Here is a 16,591-nt window from a genome sequence, read left to right as displayed (position 1 = left end):
ACTTCGACGATGTGCTTTTCCGCAACAGCCAACTTTGTCGGCAGTGGCGTTCTCGCCGGACTTGGCGTGGCCACGCTCGTGCAAGTGAAGAACCGCCGCGAGCTCATGTTTGCGTCGCTGCCGGTCCTGTTTGCGGCGCACCAGTTCATCGAGGGCTTCGTGTGGCTGGGGCTGGACGGGTACATGTCCGAGAAGGTGGCGCACAACATGGGAGCAGCCTTCATGCTGTATGCGCAGGGTCTGCTGCCGGCGCTGATCCCGCTGAGCGTGATGCTGGTCGAGAGGACGTTCCAGCGGAGGCGGCGCATGATGCCGTTCGTCGTGCTGGGCGTATGCCTGACGCTCTACACGCTGTGGGCACTGGCGGCCTATCCGACCCAGGTATTCGTCCGGGAGAACAGCATCGTGTACATCAACCCGATGACGAATTTCACGACCGTTGCGGTGCTGTATGTGATCGCCACGTGCGGGTCGCTGTTCTTCTCAGACCGGCGGGACATGATCCTGTTCGGCACGGCGAACCTGGCGCTCGTGCTGATCGTGATGGCGGTGAAACGGTATGCGTTCACGAGCGTGTGGTGCGCGTATGCGGCGGTGGCGAGCGTGATCATCCTGGCGAGCTTCTGGCGGAGCCGGTGGAAGCGGCCGTTCGGGTATACGTTTGCGTGAACGCTCGACTCTGAATGCAGACGGTTCCTTCGTGACGAAGTGGGTTCGGGCCGCACGTCTCACCGTGGGTGTCGATCGGGACAGGTTTGTCCATAGGAGCCCCCGATCTGATTTGGCGTTTGAGGCCGGTGGACTGGACGCGATGAAATGGGCCTTTTCCCTGAGGTAAGAACTCCCGAGCCTGAGTTGTGGCCAGGCAAGGAATTGCGGATCCTGTTCAGCTAGTAGTCGTCGTTTCCCACTTGCTGTGCGGCCCATCTTGCCAGCAGCAGTTGACGCCTGACGGGATAGGGGGCCAGCGTTTCCATGGAGCGGATTCGATCGGTGCGGAAGTTGCGAAAGTCTTGGCGGGTTTCGCACCAGGCGAGGACGACGCCGTCCTCTTCATCGTGCGGGTAGAACTCGATGGGCCAAATATTGCGCCGAGTGTCCGAGCCCTTTCGGTCGCTGTAGGCGATGCAAAGGCTGTGTTCGTTCAGGATGGCTGTATGAATCTCTGTGGCGAGACTGTTGGAAGATGCAGGCGCGCTGGCTTTGCGCTTCCTTGCTTTAGATCCGACGGGCGGCGGAAGTGTTGCCACGAGGCGTTTGATCAACGCTTCTGCGGCGGGAGCCAGGGGCGAGTCATCGTCTAGTTCGATTTGGCAGAGGCCGAGCAGAACGGCATCGATTTCTGTCTCGGTTAGTAGCTGCAGCGTGACCAGAGGTAACGAAGCTTGTTTCTCCATGGAGTCCCGCTGATCTTGGAGTGTATTGTGCGGAGCTTGCAGCGGTACCGGACGGAGAAGACGCGGAGTTCCTCCGGGAATGACAAAGAAGGAAAAGCAACTGCGAACAGATAGGCAGATGCCCATTCGACTTCGCTCAGAGGAGTGATAGACCTAAGGCCAAGCCTGAGCGAATAGTTCAGGCTTGGCCTTAGCTGACTACAGGCCCTTTTCCACGAGGAAGAGGATGAGGTCCTTGACGCGGTTGGAGTAGCCCCATTCGTTGTCGTACCAGCTGATGATCTTGCCGGTGTTGCCGACGACCTTGGTGAGCTTGGAGTCGACGATGGAAGAGAGGGCATTGCCCTTGAAGTCGGAGCTGACGAGCTCTTCCTCGGTGTAGCCGAGGATGCCCTTGAGTTCGCCTTCGCTGGCGGCTTTGAGGGCGGCGTTGATCGACTTCACGTCGATGGGCTTTTCGGCGACGAAGGTGAGGTCGACGACGGAGACGTTGGGGGTCGGGACGCGGATGGCGAAGCCGTCGAGCTTGCCGTCCATCTCCGGGATGACGAGCTTGAGGGCCTTGGCGGCACCGGTCGAAGAGGGAATCATGGACAGGGCAGCGGCGCGGGCGCGGCGCAGGTCCTTGTGTGGCGTGTCGAGGATGACCTGATCGTTGGTGTAGCTGTGGATCGTGGTCATGATGCCGGATGCGATGCCGAAGGTTTCGTGGAGGACCTTGACGACGGGCGCAAGGCAGTTGGTGGTGCAGCTGGCGTTGGAGATGACGTTGTGCTTCGCGGCGTCGTACTTGGCCTGGTTGACGCCGAGGACGAGGGTGATGTCCTCGTTGGTGGCGGGTGCGGAGATGATGACCTTCTTGACGGTGGATCCAAGGTGCGCTTTGGCCTTGGTGGCGTCGGTGAAGAAGCCGGTGGACTCGACGACGATCTCAGCGCCGACCGAGGCCCAATCGAGCTGTGCGGGGTCGCGCTGGGCGAAGACCTTGATGGCCTTGCCGTCGACGATGATGGAGTCCTCGGTGGCGGAGATTTCGTTCTTGAGATTGCCGAGGATCGAGTCGTACTTGAGCAGGTGCGCCAGCGTGGCCGGCGTGGTCAGGTCGTTGACGGCGACGAACTCGATGTCGGGGTTGCCCAGCGCGGAGCGGAAGACGTTGCGACCGATGCGGCCGAAGCCGTTGATACCAACCTTTACTGCCATGAGAGTGCCTTACCTCGTGTGTGTTGTGTGAAGCCGCGACGGTGCGGCTTGGAGAGGGACGGTTTGCGGAGACGTTGCAACTCTTTAACGCTATCAAAGCGCGATTGTGCGCCGCAAACGTGAATCGAGGGCAAACGGTGTCCAAAACGGGCACTGGAAGGGACCGAATGGGTCTCGAATGGGTCCCGAAGGGGTGTCAAGGAGGTTGCACCAGCTTTGCGGCGGGTAGAAGCCGTGTGTTACAAAGCAGGTTATGCGCGACTGGTTGCGCGACACACTCATGAGAAGACGTTCCAAGCGTGGACCGAATGATTCGGAGTCCACGGGCAAGATTGGCCAGGAGATCCCGCAGAATCAGCTGGCTCCTTTACGACCGGAGTATCCGGCCCCCGCAACAGCCGTACCGGCTGAACCTGAGGTAAGCACCCCCGCTGCAGTAGAAGCGGCTCCTGTGGAGGCCATTGCTGCGCCTGTAGAGGCAGCTCCCGCTCCCGAGAAGAAGATTGAGCTGGAGACCCAGCCGGAATCGGTGGGGACGCCTCCGGCGGCCATTCAGCCGGTTCCTGCGAAGTCGCCGCGCGGTTATGTCGTACTGACGATCGGGCTTCCGGGCTCCGGCAAGACGACCTGGTACAAGCGCCGCGGCGTAACACCGCTTTCCAGCGACATGCTGCGCAACATTCTTTTTGACGACATCACGGACCAGCGGTACCAGGGGCTGGTGTTTTCCACACTGCGCAGCCTGCTGCGTGCGCGGTTGATCGCCAAGATGCCGTGGAATTACGTGGATGCCACCAACCTGAGCCCGCACGAACGCCGCCAGTGGATCAAGATGGCGAAGAGCTTCGGGTACGAGGTTCAGGCCGTGTTCTTCGATGTCCCGCTGGCCGTGTGCCTGGAGCGCAATGCGAAGCGCGAGCGCCAGGTGTCGGACGAGGTGATGCAGAAGATGGCGGAGCGCCTGCGTCCGCCGGTATTCAAGGAAGGCTTCGACAAGATCACGGTGGTGCGCGTCAAGGGCGCGGGGCCGACCGTGAAGGTCGAGCCGGACCTGCAGGCGACGAACGTCGATGAGCCAGGCGAGGCTCCCGAGGTTTAGTCCTCAGGACGCTACGGAGTCAAAACGATGGCCGCCCGGGAAGTGGAGTTCGCAACTGTGAGCTTCACCGCCCCGGGCGGCTCTCGCATTTTGAGGGAGATTTCGCTGCGGGTGGAAGTCGGGACGACGACGGCGCTGCTGGGCCGGTCAGGGTCGGGCAAGACGACGCTGCTGCGGACGGTGAATGGCCTGGTGCGGCCGACGTCGGGCCGGGTGCTGGTGGGCGGGCGCGACGTAGGTGCGATGGATGAGGCGGCGACGGTGGCGCTGCGGCGCGCGGTTGGGTACGTCATCCAGGAGACGGGGCTGTTTCCGCACATGACGATCGAGCGCAATGTGGGTATGGCGCTCGAACTTTCGCGGCTGGACAAGGGCGAGGCGGCGGCGCTGTGCGCGGAGATGCTTGCGCTGGTGGGGCTCGATGCGGCGATGGGCTCGCGCTATCCGTGGCAGCTGAGCGGTGGGCAACGGCAGCGGGTGGGACTGGCAAGGGCGCTGGCGGCGGAGCCTTCCGTAATGCTGATGGATGAGCCGTTTGGGGCGCTGGATCCGATTACGCGGGCCGAGATGCAGAGCATGCTTCGGCCGCTGCTGAAGCGGTTGGGCGTGACAACCATCCTGGTCACGCATGATCTGGAGGAGGCGCTGTACCTGGCGGATCGCGTGGTGCTGCTCGAGCAGGGAAGCGTGGTGGCGGAGATGGCCGCCAGCGAGGTGCGGGCGTCGCCAAACGCAGGGATGCAGGCTTACGTGGTTGCGACGACTCGGAAGGAGCTGGCATGAGCGGGTTCCTGCACGAGTATGGCAGCCAGATTGCGCGGCTTACGTTCGAGCACGTGTGGCTGACGGGCATCGCGATGCTGTGCGCTGCGGGGATTGCGATTCCGCTGGGCATCTGGTTGACGCGGCATGAGCGCTGGGCGCGACCGGTGCTGGGCTTTGCCAACGTGCTGCAGGTGATTCCTTCGTTGGCGCTGTTTGGGCTATTGTTGCCGGTGCCGTGGTTGGGCGAGCGGGCGGCGCGACTGGCCATTGTGGCGCTAACGGGGTATGCGTTGCTGCCGATTCTGCGGAATACCTATGCGGGCATTCGTGGCGTCGACCCGGTGCTGATTGACGTGGCGAATGCGCTGGGGATGACGGGGACGCAGCGGCTGCTCAAGGTGGAGCTGCCGCTCTCGGCGAGCGTGATTCTCGCGGGGCTGCGGACGGCGACGGTAACCTGCGTGGGCGTGGCGACCATTGCGGCGGCGATCGGTGCGGGAGGACTGGGGGAGCTGATCTTTCGTGGCGTGGCGAGCGTGGATAATGGGCTGGTGCTGGCGGGAGCGGTGCCGGCGGCGCTGCTGGCGCTTTGTGCGGATGGTGTGCTGGGGATGATCGAGAAGAGGATGGTGGTGCGGCGGTGAAGGAGCTGGCTAGCGAGTCAGCGAATCAGCGAGTCAGCAGCATGGCGTTGGTGATGGCATTGGTGTTGCTGACTGCGTGTGCGCCGCCGCGGTCGTCGCACATTGTGATTGGGTCGAAGAACTTTACGGAGCAGGCGGTGCTGGGCGAGCTGCTGGCGCAGGAGATTGAGGCGTCGGGCGGTGGGACTAGCGGGACTGTGGAGCGGCGGTTCTGGCTGGCGGGGAGTTATCTTTGCCAGCAGGCGCTGGTCGCGGACCGGATCGATGCGTATCCGGAGTACACGGGGACGGCGCTGACGGCGATTCTGAAGCAGCCGCTGCCGAAGCCTGGGACTTGTGATGGGGAATGTGTGCATCAGCGCGTAGCGCAGCTGTATGAGCAGCGGTACAAGGTTCGCGAGGGGCCGGGGTTTGGGTTCGAGGACACGTTTGCGATGGTGGTGCGCGCGGACGATGCTCGGAAGTATGGGCTGAAGAGGATCTCGGATGTAGCGAAGCTGCAGAGCGGAGAAGCAGGTCTCTCCACTGCGGCGGCAAAGGGCGCCGCCTCCGGTCGAGATGACACATCTGATCTGAGATCTAGAGGGTTGCGACTCGGTGTGGGCTATGAGTTTGCGGAGCGGCCGGATGGGTTGCGGGGGCTGAGTGCGGCGTATGGGCTGAAGTTCGGCGATGCTCCGCGGACGATGGAGCTGGGGCTGCTGTATCGCGCGCTGGCGGAGCACCAGGTGGACATTGTGGCGGGGAACTCGACGGACGCGGCGATTGCGGGGCTGGGGTTCGTGGTGCTGGAGGACGATCGGCACTACTTTCCGCCGTACGAGGCGGTGCCGCTGGTGCGCGAGGAGTCGCTCGCGCGTTGGCCGCAGATTGGCGTGGCGATGGAGCGGCTGGCAGGCAAGGTCAGCGCCGAGGATATGCGCGCGATGAACCTGGCGGTCGAGGTGAAGCATCGGGATGTGGGGGACGTGGTGCGAGCGTTTCGGAGCTCGCATGGATTGTAGAGATTCGGCGGGGAGAAGAAACAAGGGATGATTGAGTTGTGAGTCTGGGGTTCCGAGTTTTCAGTTGCCAGATGCCGGTTTTCCAGATGCCAGTGGAGGAGAGATGGAGAAGCTGGTCGTTGAGCCATGGTTGCGGGGAACGTTGACTGGGGTAGATCCTGTGCTGCGGGCGGTGCTGCATGCTCTGGAGCTGGCTCGAGAGGATGCGGCGCGTTGGGCAGGTGATCTTAGCGATGCTGAAATCCATGCGCGGCCAGCGGGATTGCCGAGTGTGGCGTTTCATCTACGGCACATCGTGCGTTCGCTGGACCGGCTGCTGACGTATGCGGAGGGCCGTCAACTGGATGAGCATCAGCTTGCCGCGCTGAAGACGGAGATGGACGAGGCTGCTACCGCGGAGCAGGTGTGGGCGGAGTTTGTCGTGGGACTGGCTTCTGCAGCGGTGCGCGTGAGGGAGTTTGCGCCGGTGCAGTTTGCGGAGGCTCGCGGTGTGGGTCGCAAGCAGCTTCCGACGACGGTTGCGGGGCTGCTGGTGCATTGCGCGGATCACACGCAGCGGCACTCGGGGCAGATGGTGACGACGGCGAAGGTGGTGCTCGCAGCTCGTTCCGGGGATTAGGCCTGGCGCCCGCCAACGTGTGATACTTTTTGCTGGGCGTTGGCGTTCGGAGGCTCTCCGCGCGCCACGCCGAGGCTGTTGTTTCTTCGCAGTTGGGGGTTTGCCTTGGGCAAGAATATGGTCCCGAACCGCCTGTTTTTCACGAAGGGCGTCGGGAAACACAAGGAGCGTCTGACCTCCTTCGAACTCGCGCTTCGCGACGCTGGAATTGCGGCACAGAACCTCGTGCGCGTGTCTTCGATTTTTCCGCCGAACTGCAAGCTGATTCCTCGCAAGGAAGGCGTGAAGTACCTGAACGCGGGTGAGGTGGTGTTTGCCGTGGTTGCGGAAAATGCGACGCGGGAGGCGCACCGGCTGGTCGCGAGTTCGATTGGTGTGGCGATCCCGACGGACAAAGAAACGTACGGCTACCTGAGCGAGCATCACAGCTTTGGCGAGAGCGAAGAGCAGGCCGGCGACTACGCCGAGGAGCTTGCGGCCGAGATGCTGGCGACGACGCTCGACGTGGAGTTCGACGCCGAGAAGAGCTGGGACGAGAAGAAGGAGATCTACCGGATCTCGAACAAGATTGTGCGCACGGCGAATGTGACGCAGTCGGCGGTGGGCGATAAGAATGGCCGCTGGACGACGACGATCGCGGCGGCGATCATGCTCTTCGACGATCCTGCGTAGCCTGCGCTGGAAGATGAAAGTTCGTGAAAGGCGCTGGCTGTCCGCAGCGCCTTTCCTGTGTGTGAAGCATCTGTTTTAAGGAAAGGAAATTGAATTTCATGGCAAAGACAAAGGTGGCTCTGATCCAGATGTCGTGCGAGCCTTCGGTGGACGCTAACCTGGCCAAGGCGGTGGCGCGTGTGCGCGAGGCTGCGCAGGCTGGAGCGAAGCTGATCTGCCTGCCGGAGCTGTTCCGCGCGCAGTACTTCTGCCAGCGCGAGGACCATGCGCTGTTCGACGTGGCTGAGTCGATTCCGGGGCCTTCGACGGCGGCGCTGGCCGAGGTGGTGCGCGAGTACAAGCTGGTGGTCGTGGCGAGCCTGTTCGAGCGGCGCGCCGCGGGGCTGTATCACAACACCGCGGCCATTCTGGACCATGCGAGCGACAAGCCGGACAACATCACGGCTATCTACCGCAAGATGCATATCCCGGACGATCCGCTGTACTACGAGAAGTTCTACTTCACGCCGGGCGACCTGGGGTTTGACTCGCAACGGACGTCGGCGGGGCCGATTGGCACGCTGGTGTGCTGGGACCAGTGGTACCCGGAAGGAGCGCGGCTGACGGCGCTGCGTGGCGCGGAGACGCTGTTCTTCCCGACGGCGATTGGCTGGCATCCGAGCGAGAAGGAAGAGTTTGGCGAGCGGCAGTATGACGCGTGGCAGACGATCCAGCGGGCTCATGCGATCGCGAATGGCGTGTGGGTGTGCGCGGTGAACCGCGTGGGCCACGAGCAGGGAGACGTCGAGATGAACGGCGAGTACCTGAAGGGACCGGAGGGTGCGGGCCTGCAGTTCTGGGGCGGCAGCTTTATCGCCGATCCGTTTGGGCGCATCATCGCGAAGGCGTCGCACGACAAGGAAGAGATCCTGTACGCAGAGCTCGATTCGAAGGAAGTAGAAGTGACGCGGCAGCACTGGCCGTTCCTCCGCGACCGTCGGATCGATGCGTATGAGGGCATCACGAAACGCTTTCTCGACTAGGATTCTGTCTATGGGGATTTTGCTTTCTCTGCTGTTGGCTCTCCTGCCGATGCAGGCCGCTCCGGCGGCGGATGCGACGGCTGCTCCTGCCGGGGCGGTCGTGGTGACGACGGTCATCGGCAGCGGCGTGCAGATCTATGCGTGCCAGGTTCAGGATGAGAAGCCGCAGTGGGTGTTTCAATCGCCCGCGGCGGATCTGTTCGATCCGCAGACGCGACAGCGTGTGGGCGTGCATGCGGCGGGACCGAGCTGGACGTGGGCCGACGGCAGCGCGCTGACGGGTACGGTGAAGGCGAAGCAGGCCTCGCCGGATGTGAACGCGATTCCGTGGCTGCTGCTCGAGGTGCATTCGACCGGAAGCGATGGCATGCTGAGCCATGTGGCGTGGGTGCGGCGGTCCGAGACGCAGGCGGGGCAAGCGCCGGCAACGGGCTGCGATGCCAGCCAGGTGGGGACGAAGATCAACGTGCCGTACCAGGCGCGGTATACGTTCTATCGCGCGGCGCCATAGGCCACGCCCGGGTCTGGCGTACAGTCCAGAGGGCCGTGATTCGGAGCGGCGGGGGAGTCTTCGCGGGCTTGACGATTCTTTAGGGAAACAATTTCCAAACGATGGGCGTCTCCTGTATAAATCCATCGCCGGAAAAATGCATCGTTCTGCGTCGGTCTAGTGTCGACGGATGGGTGCCACCGGCAGGAGACAACCGATGTACCGCAACCTCCGCAATCTCGTTCCTACGCTTGCACTCGCGCTGCTTCCCGCTGCTTTTGCCCAGACGCCGGCGCCGATGAAGCCCTCGCCCAGCGGCCAGGTTCCGCCTCGGACCTGGGTGGATAAGGATACCGGCCACCGGGTGTGGCGGCTGACCGACGAGCCGGGGTCGTCGGGTTTTTACTTCAACGTGAATGCCTACACGCCGGACCTGAAGACGATGGTCTACACGGCTCCGGACGGCATCCATGGCTACGACCTTGCGACGCATAAGTCGTGGCTGATTGTGCCGAATCCTCCGCGGCCTGAGAACCCGAGCTATGACTTTCGCTTTGGAGGCGTGCATGCGATCATCGCCGGCCGGGTGACGAACTCGGTGTTCTACTCGCAGGCCGATCCGCAGACGCGGGTGGTGACGTTGTACAAGGCTGACGTGTACACGAAGAAGATCACCCGCCTGTGCGATCTGCCGAAGGGCATGAGTGTCGCGACCATCAACGCCGATGAAACGCTGGGTGCCGGCACGATCAACGACTCGCAGGATACCTCGCAGGACTACGGCGCACAGCGGCGCAACCCCGCGGGGCAGGCCGGGCCGCTGGTACAGCCGCTGAACAAGGGCCAGATGATGGAGCAGCGGCTGGCGTCGCGCATTCCGCTGACGCTGTTCACCATCGAGCTGACGACAGGGAAGCTGCATCCTCTGCTGCACTCGACGGACTGGGTGAACCACCTGCTGTTCTCGCCCACGGACCCGACGCTGCTGATGTACTGCCACGAAGGGCCGTGGCAGAAGGTGGATCGGATCTGGATGATCCACACGGATGCAACGCATAACACGTTGATCCACAAGCGACGCATCGCGATGGAGATTGCGGGCCACGAGTTCTGGGGTCTCGACGGCAAGACGATCTGGTACGACTGGCAGCCGATCAAGGGACAGGACTTTTATCTTGCGGGCTATGACCTGGCGACGGGCAAGCGGACGGCGTTCCACATGGACCGCAACGACTGGTCGATCCACTTCAACCTGACGAAGGACCTCGATCTTTTCTGCGGAGATGGCGGGGATGTGGGGCAGGTGGCGAAGGCTCCGGATGGCCAGTGGATCGAACTCTTCCATCCGCACATGGTGAACACGACGGGCGCTCTGAACGATCCGGACTTCTTCCAGCCGGGGTATTTCACGGCGGAGCACCTGGTGAATATGAAGTGGCACGACTATCACCTGGAGCCGAACGTGCGGTTCTCGCCGGACAAGTCGCTGGTGATCTTTACCAGCAACATGTTTGGGCCGGGATATGTGATTGGGGTGGAGACGGCGAAGGCTACGGACGTAAAGCCGGGCGAGCTGATCGCTACGCCGGACCTTGCGGCGAAGTACAACCCGCGCCTGCCGAAAGATACGGGAGCGATCGCAAAGTAGGCGGCCTCGATCGCTTAGACAGTCCTTCTTCTCACAAACCCGTAACGCGATGCGGCTGCATCGCGTTACGGGTCTCTGCGAGAATAAGAAGGAATGTCTGAGCAGAATGTAACCCGTTATCGCATGCCTGCCGAGTGGGCGCCGCACTCCGCCACGTGGATCGCGTGGCCTCACAATCCTGAAGACTGGCCGGGCAAGTTTCAGCCGATTCCGTGGGTGTACTGCGAGATCGTGCGGCATTTGTCGCGGGTTGAGGATGTGCACATCCTCGTCAATGACGAGGTCGCGGAGAAGCGCGCCACGAACATGCTGCGGCGGCAGGGAGCGAACCTGGCGCGACTGCACTTCCACTGCTGGCGCACGGATCGCGTGTGGCTGCGGGATTCGGGGCCGATCTTTGTAAAGAACGGCAACGAGGTCGCGCTCACGAACTGGAAGTTCAACGCGTGGGCCAAGTATGACAACTGGCGCAATGATGACCTGATCCCCAGCCATGTGGAGAAGCTCTATGGGATGAAGGCGTTCGAGCCGAAGGTGAAGCTGGCCGATGGCTCGGAGCATCGGCTGGTGCTGGAGGGTGGGTCGATCGACACGAACGGCGCGGGTATCCTGCTGACCACGGAAGAGTGTCTGCTGAGCGAGGTGCAGCAACGCAATCCTGGCGTGAGCAAGGAGCAGCTTGAGGCTGCGTTCGGCGAGTACCTGGGCATTGAGAGGGTCGTATGGCTGAACCGCGGCTGCGCAGGCGATGACACGCATGGGCACGTGGATGACATCACGCGGTTTGTTGGGGAGAACACGATTCTCACGGCGGTTGAAAGCAACACTGCCGACGAGAACCACCTGCCGCTGGCGGAGAACCTGGAGCGGCTGCATGAGGCGCGCAATCTCGAGGGAAAGCCGTTCGTGGTGAAGACACTGCCGATGCCCGCTCCGGTGATCTTCGAGCAGCAGCGTTTGCCGGCGAGCTATGCGAACTTCTATATCGCGAATGGGCTGGTGCTGGTGCCGACGTTCAACGATCCGAATGACCGCCTTGCGCTGAACACGATTGCGGAGTGCTTCCCTGATCGCGTGGTGACAGGCATTCATTGCACGGACTTCATCTGGGGACTGGGTGCACTGCACTGCATGACCCAGCAGGAGCCTGCCTGATGGGATCTTCTGCAGCGAAATGGCCGCCGCCTCCTGATCTCGAGTCCATCCAGCAGCTCGTCCGCGAGGCTGATATTGAAGGACACCTCGCTGAGGGAGCTCCGGAGGATGAGTACGAGCCGGAGGAAGAAGAGCTGTTCGCGGCGCTGTCTCCGCGCGAGACGGAGCACCTGACGGGGGCGCAGATTCTTCCGGTGTTGCTGGAGGTGTGGCGAAAGAGCTTTTCGCTGAGCGATGCGGAGCTGGCGGTTCGTGAGCCGAAGCTGAAGGAGCTGGCGGTGACGATTGAGCGGTTCTTCGGGCCGGATGCGACGCCGCAGGTGCGGGGCGCGTGAGCCTCGTCGCGAGTACGGACTGGCGTGAGCGGCTGATTGCGTATCTTCGCGAGCAGGCGAAACCGGAGCATAAGTTCGGTCATCAGCCGCGGCTGTATGCGCTGACGCAGCAGATTGCGGCCTCGCTGGCTGGGCGGGAATACCAGGACGATGTGGTTTTTGCCGCGGTCTATCTGCATGATCTAGGCGTGTTCGTCGGGCATCGGCCGGAGGATCCAGCGGCGCTCGCGAAGTGGGACAACGTGCGGTATGCCTGCGAGCAGGCGCCACAGGTGCTGGAGCGTATCGGCTTCCCCGCAGAGAAGATTGCGGCGGTCGTGGCGTGTATCGGGCAGCACCTTCCAAAGGATGAGCCGCAGTCGTTGGAGGCTACGGTGCTTCGGGATGCGGACATCCTCGAGCAGCTGGGAGCGATCGGGATTCTGCGGACGGTAACGAAGGTGGGAAGCGATACGCGCTTCCACACGTTTGAGGACGCGCGGGCTAGTTTGCAGAGAGCGCTGGAGACGCTTCCAGGGATGATTCATCTGGACGCTGCCCGGGAGCTGGCGAAGCCGCGGATTGCGGCGATGGAGACCTTCCTCGAATCCTTGAGCGCAGAAGCAAAGGAGCACCTCGGCTGAGGTGCTCGTTGCGTTGATGCTGTATCTGCGAAATCTTACCGCGAAAGGAAATCTTTCACCTTCTGGACGAAGACGTCGCGGCCCATGTCGCTGATGGCCTCGGTAAGGGGAAGGCCCTTGGGGCAGGCTACGACGCAGTTCTGGGCGAAGCCGCACTCCTGGATGCCGCCGTCGCCTGCGAGAGCACGAAGGCGATCTTCCTTGAGCACGGAACCGGCGGGGTCGAGGTTGAAGAGCTTGGCCTGCGCGATGGTGGCGGCGCCGACGAAGCCGGTGGACTCATTGAACTGCGGGCACACCTCCATGCAGCAGCAGCAGGAGATGCAGTTGGAGAGCGGGTAGCGCTCTTCCTGGATCTGCGGGGCCTGCTTGGCGCCGGGGCCGAGGTCGTAGGTGCCGTCGACGGGGACCCAGGCTTTGACGGCCTTGAGGTTCTCGAAGAGGACGGAACGATCGACGGAGAGGTCGCGGACGACTGGGAACTTGGAGAGTGGGGCGAGGGTGATGGTGCCGTTGGAGCCCATGAGCTTGTCGACGAGCGCGGAGCAGGCCATCATGGCCTTGCCGTTGATGAGCATCGCGCAGGACCCGCAGATCTCCTCGAGGCAGTTCGAGTCATAGGTGATCGGCGTGGTCTCTTTGCCGCTGACGTCGACGGGATTGAGCGCGATCTCGCCGAGCAGCGAGGTGATGTTCATGTTCGGGCGATAGGGGATCTCGAAGCGCTCGGTGTGGGCCGGCTGGTCCGGTGCGGCTTGACGCTTGATCTCAACCTTGATGGTGCTGGGAGGCATGCGGGCTCCTTTTTCGGCAAGGCTATGATAGCGCGGCAGCTGAATTGCTGGCCCGGTTAGCGGGCCAGTTGTTCCATTACCGACCGAAGCCTTACCAAAAAGGATGAAGGCCGCCTGAACGGATCAGGCGGCCCTGGGCTTCCGGAGACTTTCGGAGCTATGCGGTCGCTCCGTGGCACTTCTTGAACTTCTTGCCGGAGCCACAGAAGCAGAGGTCGTTGCGACCGATCTCCTTGCCCGCGCGCTGGGGTGCGCTGGCGCCGTTGGCGGAGCCACCGGCCTGGCGGGCGGCTTCGAGCTCACGCTGCTTGCGCAGCTCGAACTCGCGCTCCAGCTTGTCGATCGTGGTCTGCGGGGCAGGGCCGCCCTGTACGGGCGGGGCCTGCTGCGGCTGGCGGGGGAAGCCGCCTGCGACTTCGTGGGTGGAGGTAGGGATGCGCTGCTGCGGCTGCCAGTGGGTCTCGGCAGGTTGAGGCATCTGCGGCGGTGGTGGCGTCTGGGCCAGCCGTTGCTGATGCGACGACTGCAGCAGGGCGAGCTGCTCGGGCGTCTCGATCGGCGTGCCATCCGGAGCAAGGATCTGCATGCGGTAGAGGTGGCGGGCGGTCTGCTCCTGGAAGGCGAGCATCATGGCCTCGAACATCTCGAAGGACTCCTTTTTGTAGGCGACCAGCGGGTCCTGCTGCGCGTAGCCGCGCAGGCCGATGCCTTCCTTGAGGTGGTCCATGTTGAGGAGATGCTCCTTCCACAGGCCGTCGAGGACGCTGAGCATGACGACGCGCTCGTGGTAGCGCATCTGGGCCTCGCCGAGGATCTGCTCCTTGACCTTGTAGCGCTCGCCGAGGTGCTCGAAGATGGTCTCGCCGAGATCGTGGCGGGTGAGGGAATCGGCGTTGATGGCGTTCGGGCCCTCGTTGAGCCTGGCGCCGAAGACCTCGTAGACCTGCTCCCAGAGCTTCTCGAGATCCCACTGCTCGGGGTGCGCCTTGACCGGGATGGTTTGATCGAGGACGGTGGAGAGGATGGTCGCGGTGTAGTCGTCGACGATGAGCTCGCGCTGTTCGACGCCTTCGAGCAGCTGGCGGCGGAGGCTGTAGACGGCCTCGCGCTGCTTGTTCATCACGTCGTCGTACTCCAGGACGTGCTTGCGGGCTTCGAAGTTCTGGCCTTCGACCTGCTCCTGCGCCTTCTCGATGCGGTTCGAGATCATCTTGCTCTCGATGGGCACGCCTTCTTCCATGCCGAGGCGTTGGAGGAGGGTGGAGATCCACTCGCGCGCGAAGATGCGCATGAGATCGTCTTCGAGCGAGAGGAAGAAGCGCGAGGAACCGGGATCGCCCTGGCGGCCGGCGCGGCCACGGAGCTGGTTGTCGACGCGGCGGGACTCGTGGCGCTCGGTGCCGAGGATGTGGAGGCCGCCGACGGTGACGACCTCGTCGCGCTCGGACTTGGTGGCGCCGGCGTGTGCGGCGAAGGTGTCGGCCCAGAGCTGCTCGGGGACTTCGAACTCCTGGCCCTGGTAGTAGAAGCGGGTGAAGCCGGCGGCGGCGACGGGATGGATGGCGCCTTCGGCCGGAGAGACGACACGAGCGAGATTGCGCTTGACGAGGTCCTGGCGGGCCATGAACTCGGCGTTGCCGCCGAGCAGGATGTCCGTACCGCGGCCGGCCATGTTGGTGGCGATGGTGACCATGCCGAGGCGGCCGGCCTGCGCGACGATCTCGGCTTCCTTCTCGTGGAACTTGGCGTTCAGCACGACGTGGCGGACGCCCTTGCGGCGGAGGATGTCGGAGAGCAGTTCGGACTTTTCGATGGAGGTGGTACCGACGAGTACCGGCTGCTTGGCGGCGTGGAGGCGATCAATCTCTTCGGCGACGGCGAAGTACTTTTCCTGCGCGGTGCGGTAGACGACGTCGGGGTTCTCGATGCGCAGCATGGCGCGATTGGTGGGGATGACGACGATCTCGAGCTTGTAGATCTTCTCGAACTCAGCGGCCTCGGTCTCGGCGGTGCCGGTCATGCCGGAGAGCTTCTTGTAGAGGCGGAAGTAGTTCTGGAAGGTGATGGTGGCGAGGGTCTGGTCTTCCTTGCGGACCTCGACACCTTCTTTGGCTTCGACGGCCTGATGTAACCCGTCCGACCAGCGACGGCCGGGCATCAGGCGGCCGGTGAAGGTGTCGACGATGATGACTTCGCCGTCCTTGACCACGTACTCCACGTCGCGCTTGTAGAGGTTGTGAGCCTTGATCGCGGTCTCGACGTGGTGCTTCATGTCCCAGTTTTCGGGGTCGGCGATGTTGCCGATGCCGAGCAGCTTCTCGATCTTCAGCCAGCCATCGTCGGTGACGGTGATGGCGCGGGCCTTCTCGTCGATGACGTAGTCGCCGGTCCAGACCTTGGACTGCGAGTCGAAGTCCTCAATCAGCTCACCCTCTTCGAGCTTGGGGATGAGCGCGTCGGCGATGCCGTACTTGTCGGTGGTGCGGTCGGTGGGGCCGGAGATGATGAGCGGGGTGCGGGCCTCGTCGATGAGGATGGAGTCGACTTCGTCGACGATGCAGTAGTAGTGCTCGCGCTGCACCATGTCCTTGAGGTCGAACTTCATGTTGTCGCGCAGGTAGTCGAAGCCGAACTCGTTGTTCGTGCCGTAGGTGATGTCGGAGGCATAAGCGTCGCGTCGCTGCTGGTCTGAGAGATCATGCACGATCACGCCAACGCTCAGTCCGAGGAAGCCGTAGATCTTGCCCATCCATTCGGCGTCGCGCTTGGCAAGATAATCGTTCACCGTGACGACGTGAACACCATGCCCCGCGAGTGCGTTTAGATAGCAGGGAAGCGTGGCGACGAGCGTTTTGCCTTCACCGGTCTTCATCTCGGCAATCTTGCCGGAGTGCAGCACCATACCGCCGATCATCTGCACATCAAAGTGGCGCATGCCAACAACACGGCGGCCCGCTTCGCGTACTACGGCGAAAGCCTCGGGCAGCAGGTCATCCAGCACGGCCTTCTCGGTGGCAACGATCTGCTCCTCGTCGGTCAGGCCTTCGAGCGCCTTGGCGATACGTGCGCGAAACTCAACGGTCTTGGCAGTAAGCTGCTCATCGGTGAGAGCCTTCAGGCC

Annotated in this window: 17 protein-coding genes; 13 read left to right on the top strand and 4 right to left on the bottom strand. The window is 62.8% G+C overall.

What is annotated here, in order from left to right:
- The first annotated feature begins 9 nt into the window (after nucleotides 1–9).
- Nucleotides 10–669 (top strand): DUF6629 family protein, encoded by a 660-nt coding sequence (locus AC5E6W_RS00485; RefSeq protein ID WP_491750287.1) that lies wholly within the window; start codon nucleotides 10–12, stop codon nucleotides 667–669.
- A 221-nt stretch (nucleotides 670–890) separates the two neighbouring features.
- Here the strand turns inward: AC5E6W_RS00485 and AC5E6W_RS00480 are convergent, their stop codons facing one another.
- A complete protein-coding gene (locus tag AC5E6W_RS00480; RefSeq protein WP_491750286.1) occupies nucleotides 891–1,397 on the bottom strand; it encodes a helix-turn-helix transcriptional regulator in 507 nt (168 codons plus the stop codon).
- 198 nt (nucleotides 1,398–1,595) lie between these two features.
- On the bottom strand, nucleotides 1,596–2,600 hold the full coding sequence (gene gap / locus AC5E6W_RS00475; protein WP_491750285.1) for a type I glyceraldehyde-3-phosphate dehydrogenase: 1,005 nt from the start codon (nucleotides 2,598–2,600) through the stop codon (nucleotides 1,596–1,598).
- A 280-nt stretch (nucleotides 2,601–2,880) separates the two neighbouring features.
- On the opposite strand from gap, the gene AC5E6W_RS00470 reads away from it, so the two are divergent.
- From AC5E6W_RS00470 to AC5E6W_RS00415, 12 genes are all read left to right on the top strand, one after another.
- A complete protein-coding gene (locus AC5E6W_RS00470) occupies nucleotides 2,881–3,699 on the top strand; it encodes an AAA family ATPase (protein WP_491750284.1) in 819 nt (272 codons plus the stop codon).
- A gap of 27 nt (nucleotides 3,700–3,726) precedes the next feature.
- Nucleotides 3,727–4,482 (top strand): ATP-binding cassette domain-containing protein, encoded by a 756-nt coding sequence (locus tag AC5E6W_RS00465; RefSeq protein WP_491750283.1) that lies wholly within the window; start codon nucleotides 3,727–3,729, stop codon nucleotides 4,480–4,482.
- The gene (locus AC5E6W_RS00460) at nucleotides 4,479–5,108 is read left to right on the top strand and encodes an ABC transporter permease (RefSeq protein WP_491750282.1); all 630 of its coding nucleotides are present in this window, start codon (nucleotides 4,479–4,481) and stop codon (nucleotides 5,106–5,108) included. The genes AC5E6W_RS00465 and AC5E6W_RS00460 overlap by 4 nt, the downstream gene beginning before the upstream one ends.
- Nucleotides 5,105–6,112 (top strand): glycine betaine ABC transporter substrate-binding protein, encoded by a 1,008-nt coding sequence (locus AC5E6W_RS00455; protein ID WP_491750281.1) that lies wholly within the window; start codon nucleotides 5,105–5,107, stop codon nucleotides 6,110–6,112. The genes AC5E6W_RS00460 and AC5E6W_RS00455 overlap by 4 nt, the downstream gene beginning before the upstream one ends.
- A gap of 103 nt (nucleotides 6,113–6,215) precedes the next feature.
- Nucleotides 6,216–6,731, top strand: a complete 516-nt coding sequence (locus tag AC5E6W_RS00450) for a DinB family protein (protein WP_491750280.1) — start codon at nucleotides 6,216–6,218, stop codon at nucleotides 6,729–6,731.
- 117 nt (nucleotides 6,732–6,848) lie between these two features.
- The gene (locus AC5E6W_RS00445; RefSeq protein WP_491750279.1) at nucleotides 6,849–7,403 is read left to right on the top strand and encodes a pyruvoyl-dependent arginine decarboxylase; all 555 of its coding nucleotides are present in this window, start codon (nucleotides 6,849–6,851) and stop codon (nucleotides 7,401–7,403) included.
- A gap of 98 nt (nucleotides 7,404–7,501) precedes the next feature.
- Complete coding sequence (locus AC5E6W_RS00440) at nucleotides 7,502–8,425, top strand: carbon-nitrogen hydrolase (protein WP_491750278.1); 924 nt, start codon at nucleotides 7,502–7,504, stop codon at nucleotides 8,423–8,425.
- Nucleotides 8,426–8,435: 10 nt separating this feature from the next.
- On the top strand, nucleotides 8,436–8,936 hold the full coding sequence (locus AC5E6W_RS00435; RefSeq protein ID WP_491750277.1) for a DUF3455 domain-containing protein: 501 nt from the start codon (nucleotides 8,436–8,438) through the stop codon (nucleotides 8,934–8,936).
- 196 nt (nucleotides 8,937–9,132) lie between these two features.
- Nucleotides 9,133–10,563, top strand: a complete 1,431-nt coding sequence (locus AC5E6W_RS00430) for an oligogalacturonate lyase family protein (protein ID WP_491750276.1) — start codon at nucleotides 9,133–9,135, stop codon at nucleotides 10,561–10,563.
- Nucleotides 10,564–10,656: 93 nt separating this feature from the next.
- Entirely contained in the window at nucleotides 10,657–11,718 is a 1,062-nt protein-coding gene (locus tag AC5E6W_RS00425) for an agmatine deiminase family protein (RefSeq protein WP_491750275.1), read from the top strand.
- Nucleotides 11,718–12,053 carry a hypothetical protein gene (locus tag AC5E6W_RS00420; protein WP_491750274.1) on the top strand — a complete coding sequence of 112 codons (336 nt, stop codon included), beginning with the start codon at nucleotides 11,718–11,720 and terminating at the stop codon, nucleotides 12,051–12,053. Before AC5E6W_RS00425 ends, AC5E6W_RS00420 begins: the two co-directional genes overlap by 1 nt.
- Nucleotides 12,050–12,676: an HD domain-containing protein gene (locus AC5E6W_RS00415; RefSeq protein ID WP_491750273.1), complete on the top strand. Its 627-nt coding sequence runs from the start codon at nucleotides 12,050–12,052 to the stop codon at nucleotides 12,674–12,676. Before AC5E6W_RS00420 ends, AC5E6W_RS00415 begins: the two co-directional genes overlap by 4 nt.
- Nucleotides 12,677–12,711: 35 nt before the next feature.
- On the opposite strand, the gene sdhB is transcribed toward AC5E6W_RS00415, so the two are convergent.
- The gene (gene sdhB, locus AC5E6W_RS00410) at nucleotides 12,712–13,470 is read right to left on the bottom strand and encodes a succinate dehydrogenase iron-sulfur subunit (protein ID WP_491750272.1); all 759 of its coding nucleotides are present in this window, start codon (nucleotides 13,468–13,470) and stop codon (nucleotides 12,712–12,714) included.
- Nucleotides 13,471–13,627: 157 nt separating this feature from the next.
- Nucleotides 13,628–16,588 (bottom strand): preprotein translocase subunit SecA, encoded by a 2,961-nt coding sequence (gene secA / locus AC5E6W_RS00405; RefSeq protein WP_491750325.1) that lies wholly within the window; start codon nucleotides 16,586–16,588, stop codon nucleotides 13,628–13,630.
- Between the last annotated feature and the right edge of the window lie 3 nt (nucleotides 16,589–16,591).

The sequence above is a fragment of the Bryocella sp. genome (assembly GCF_058498515.1).
This window is presented reverse-complemented; position numbering and strand designations above follow the sequence as displayed.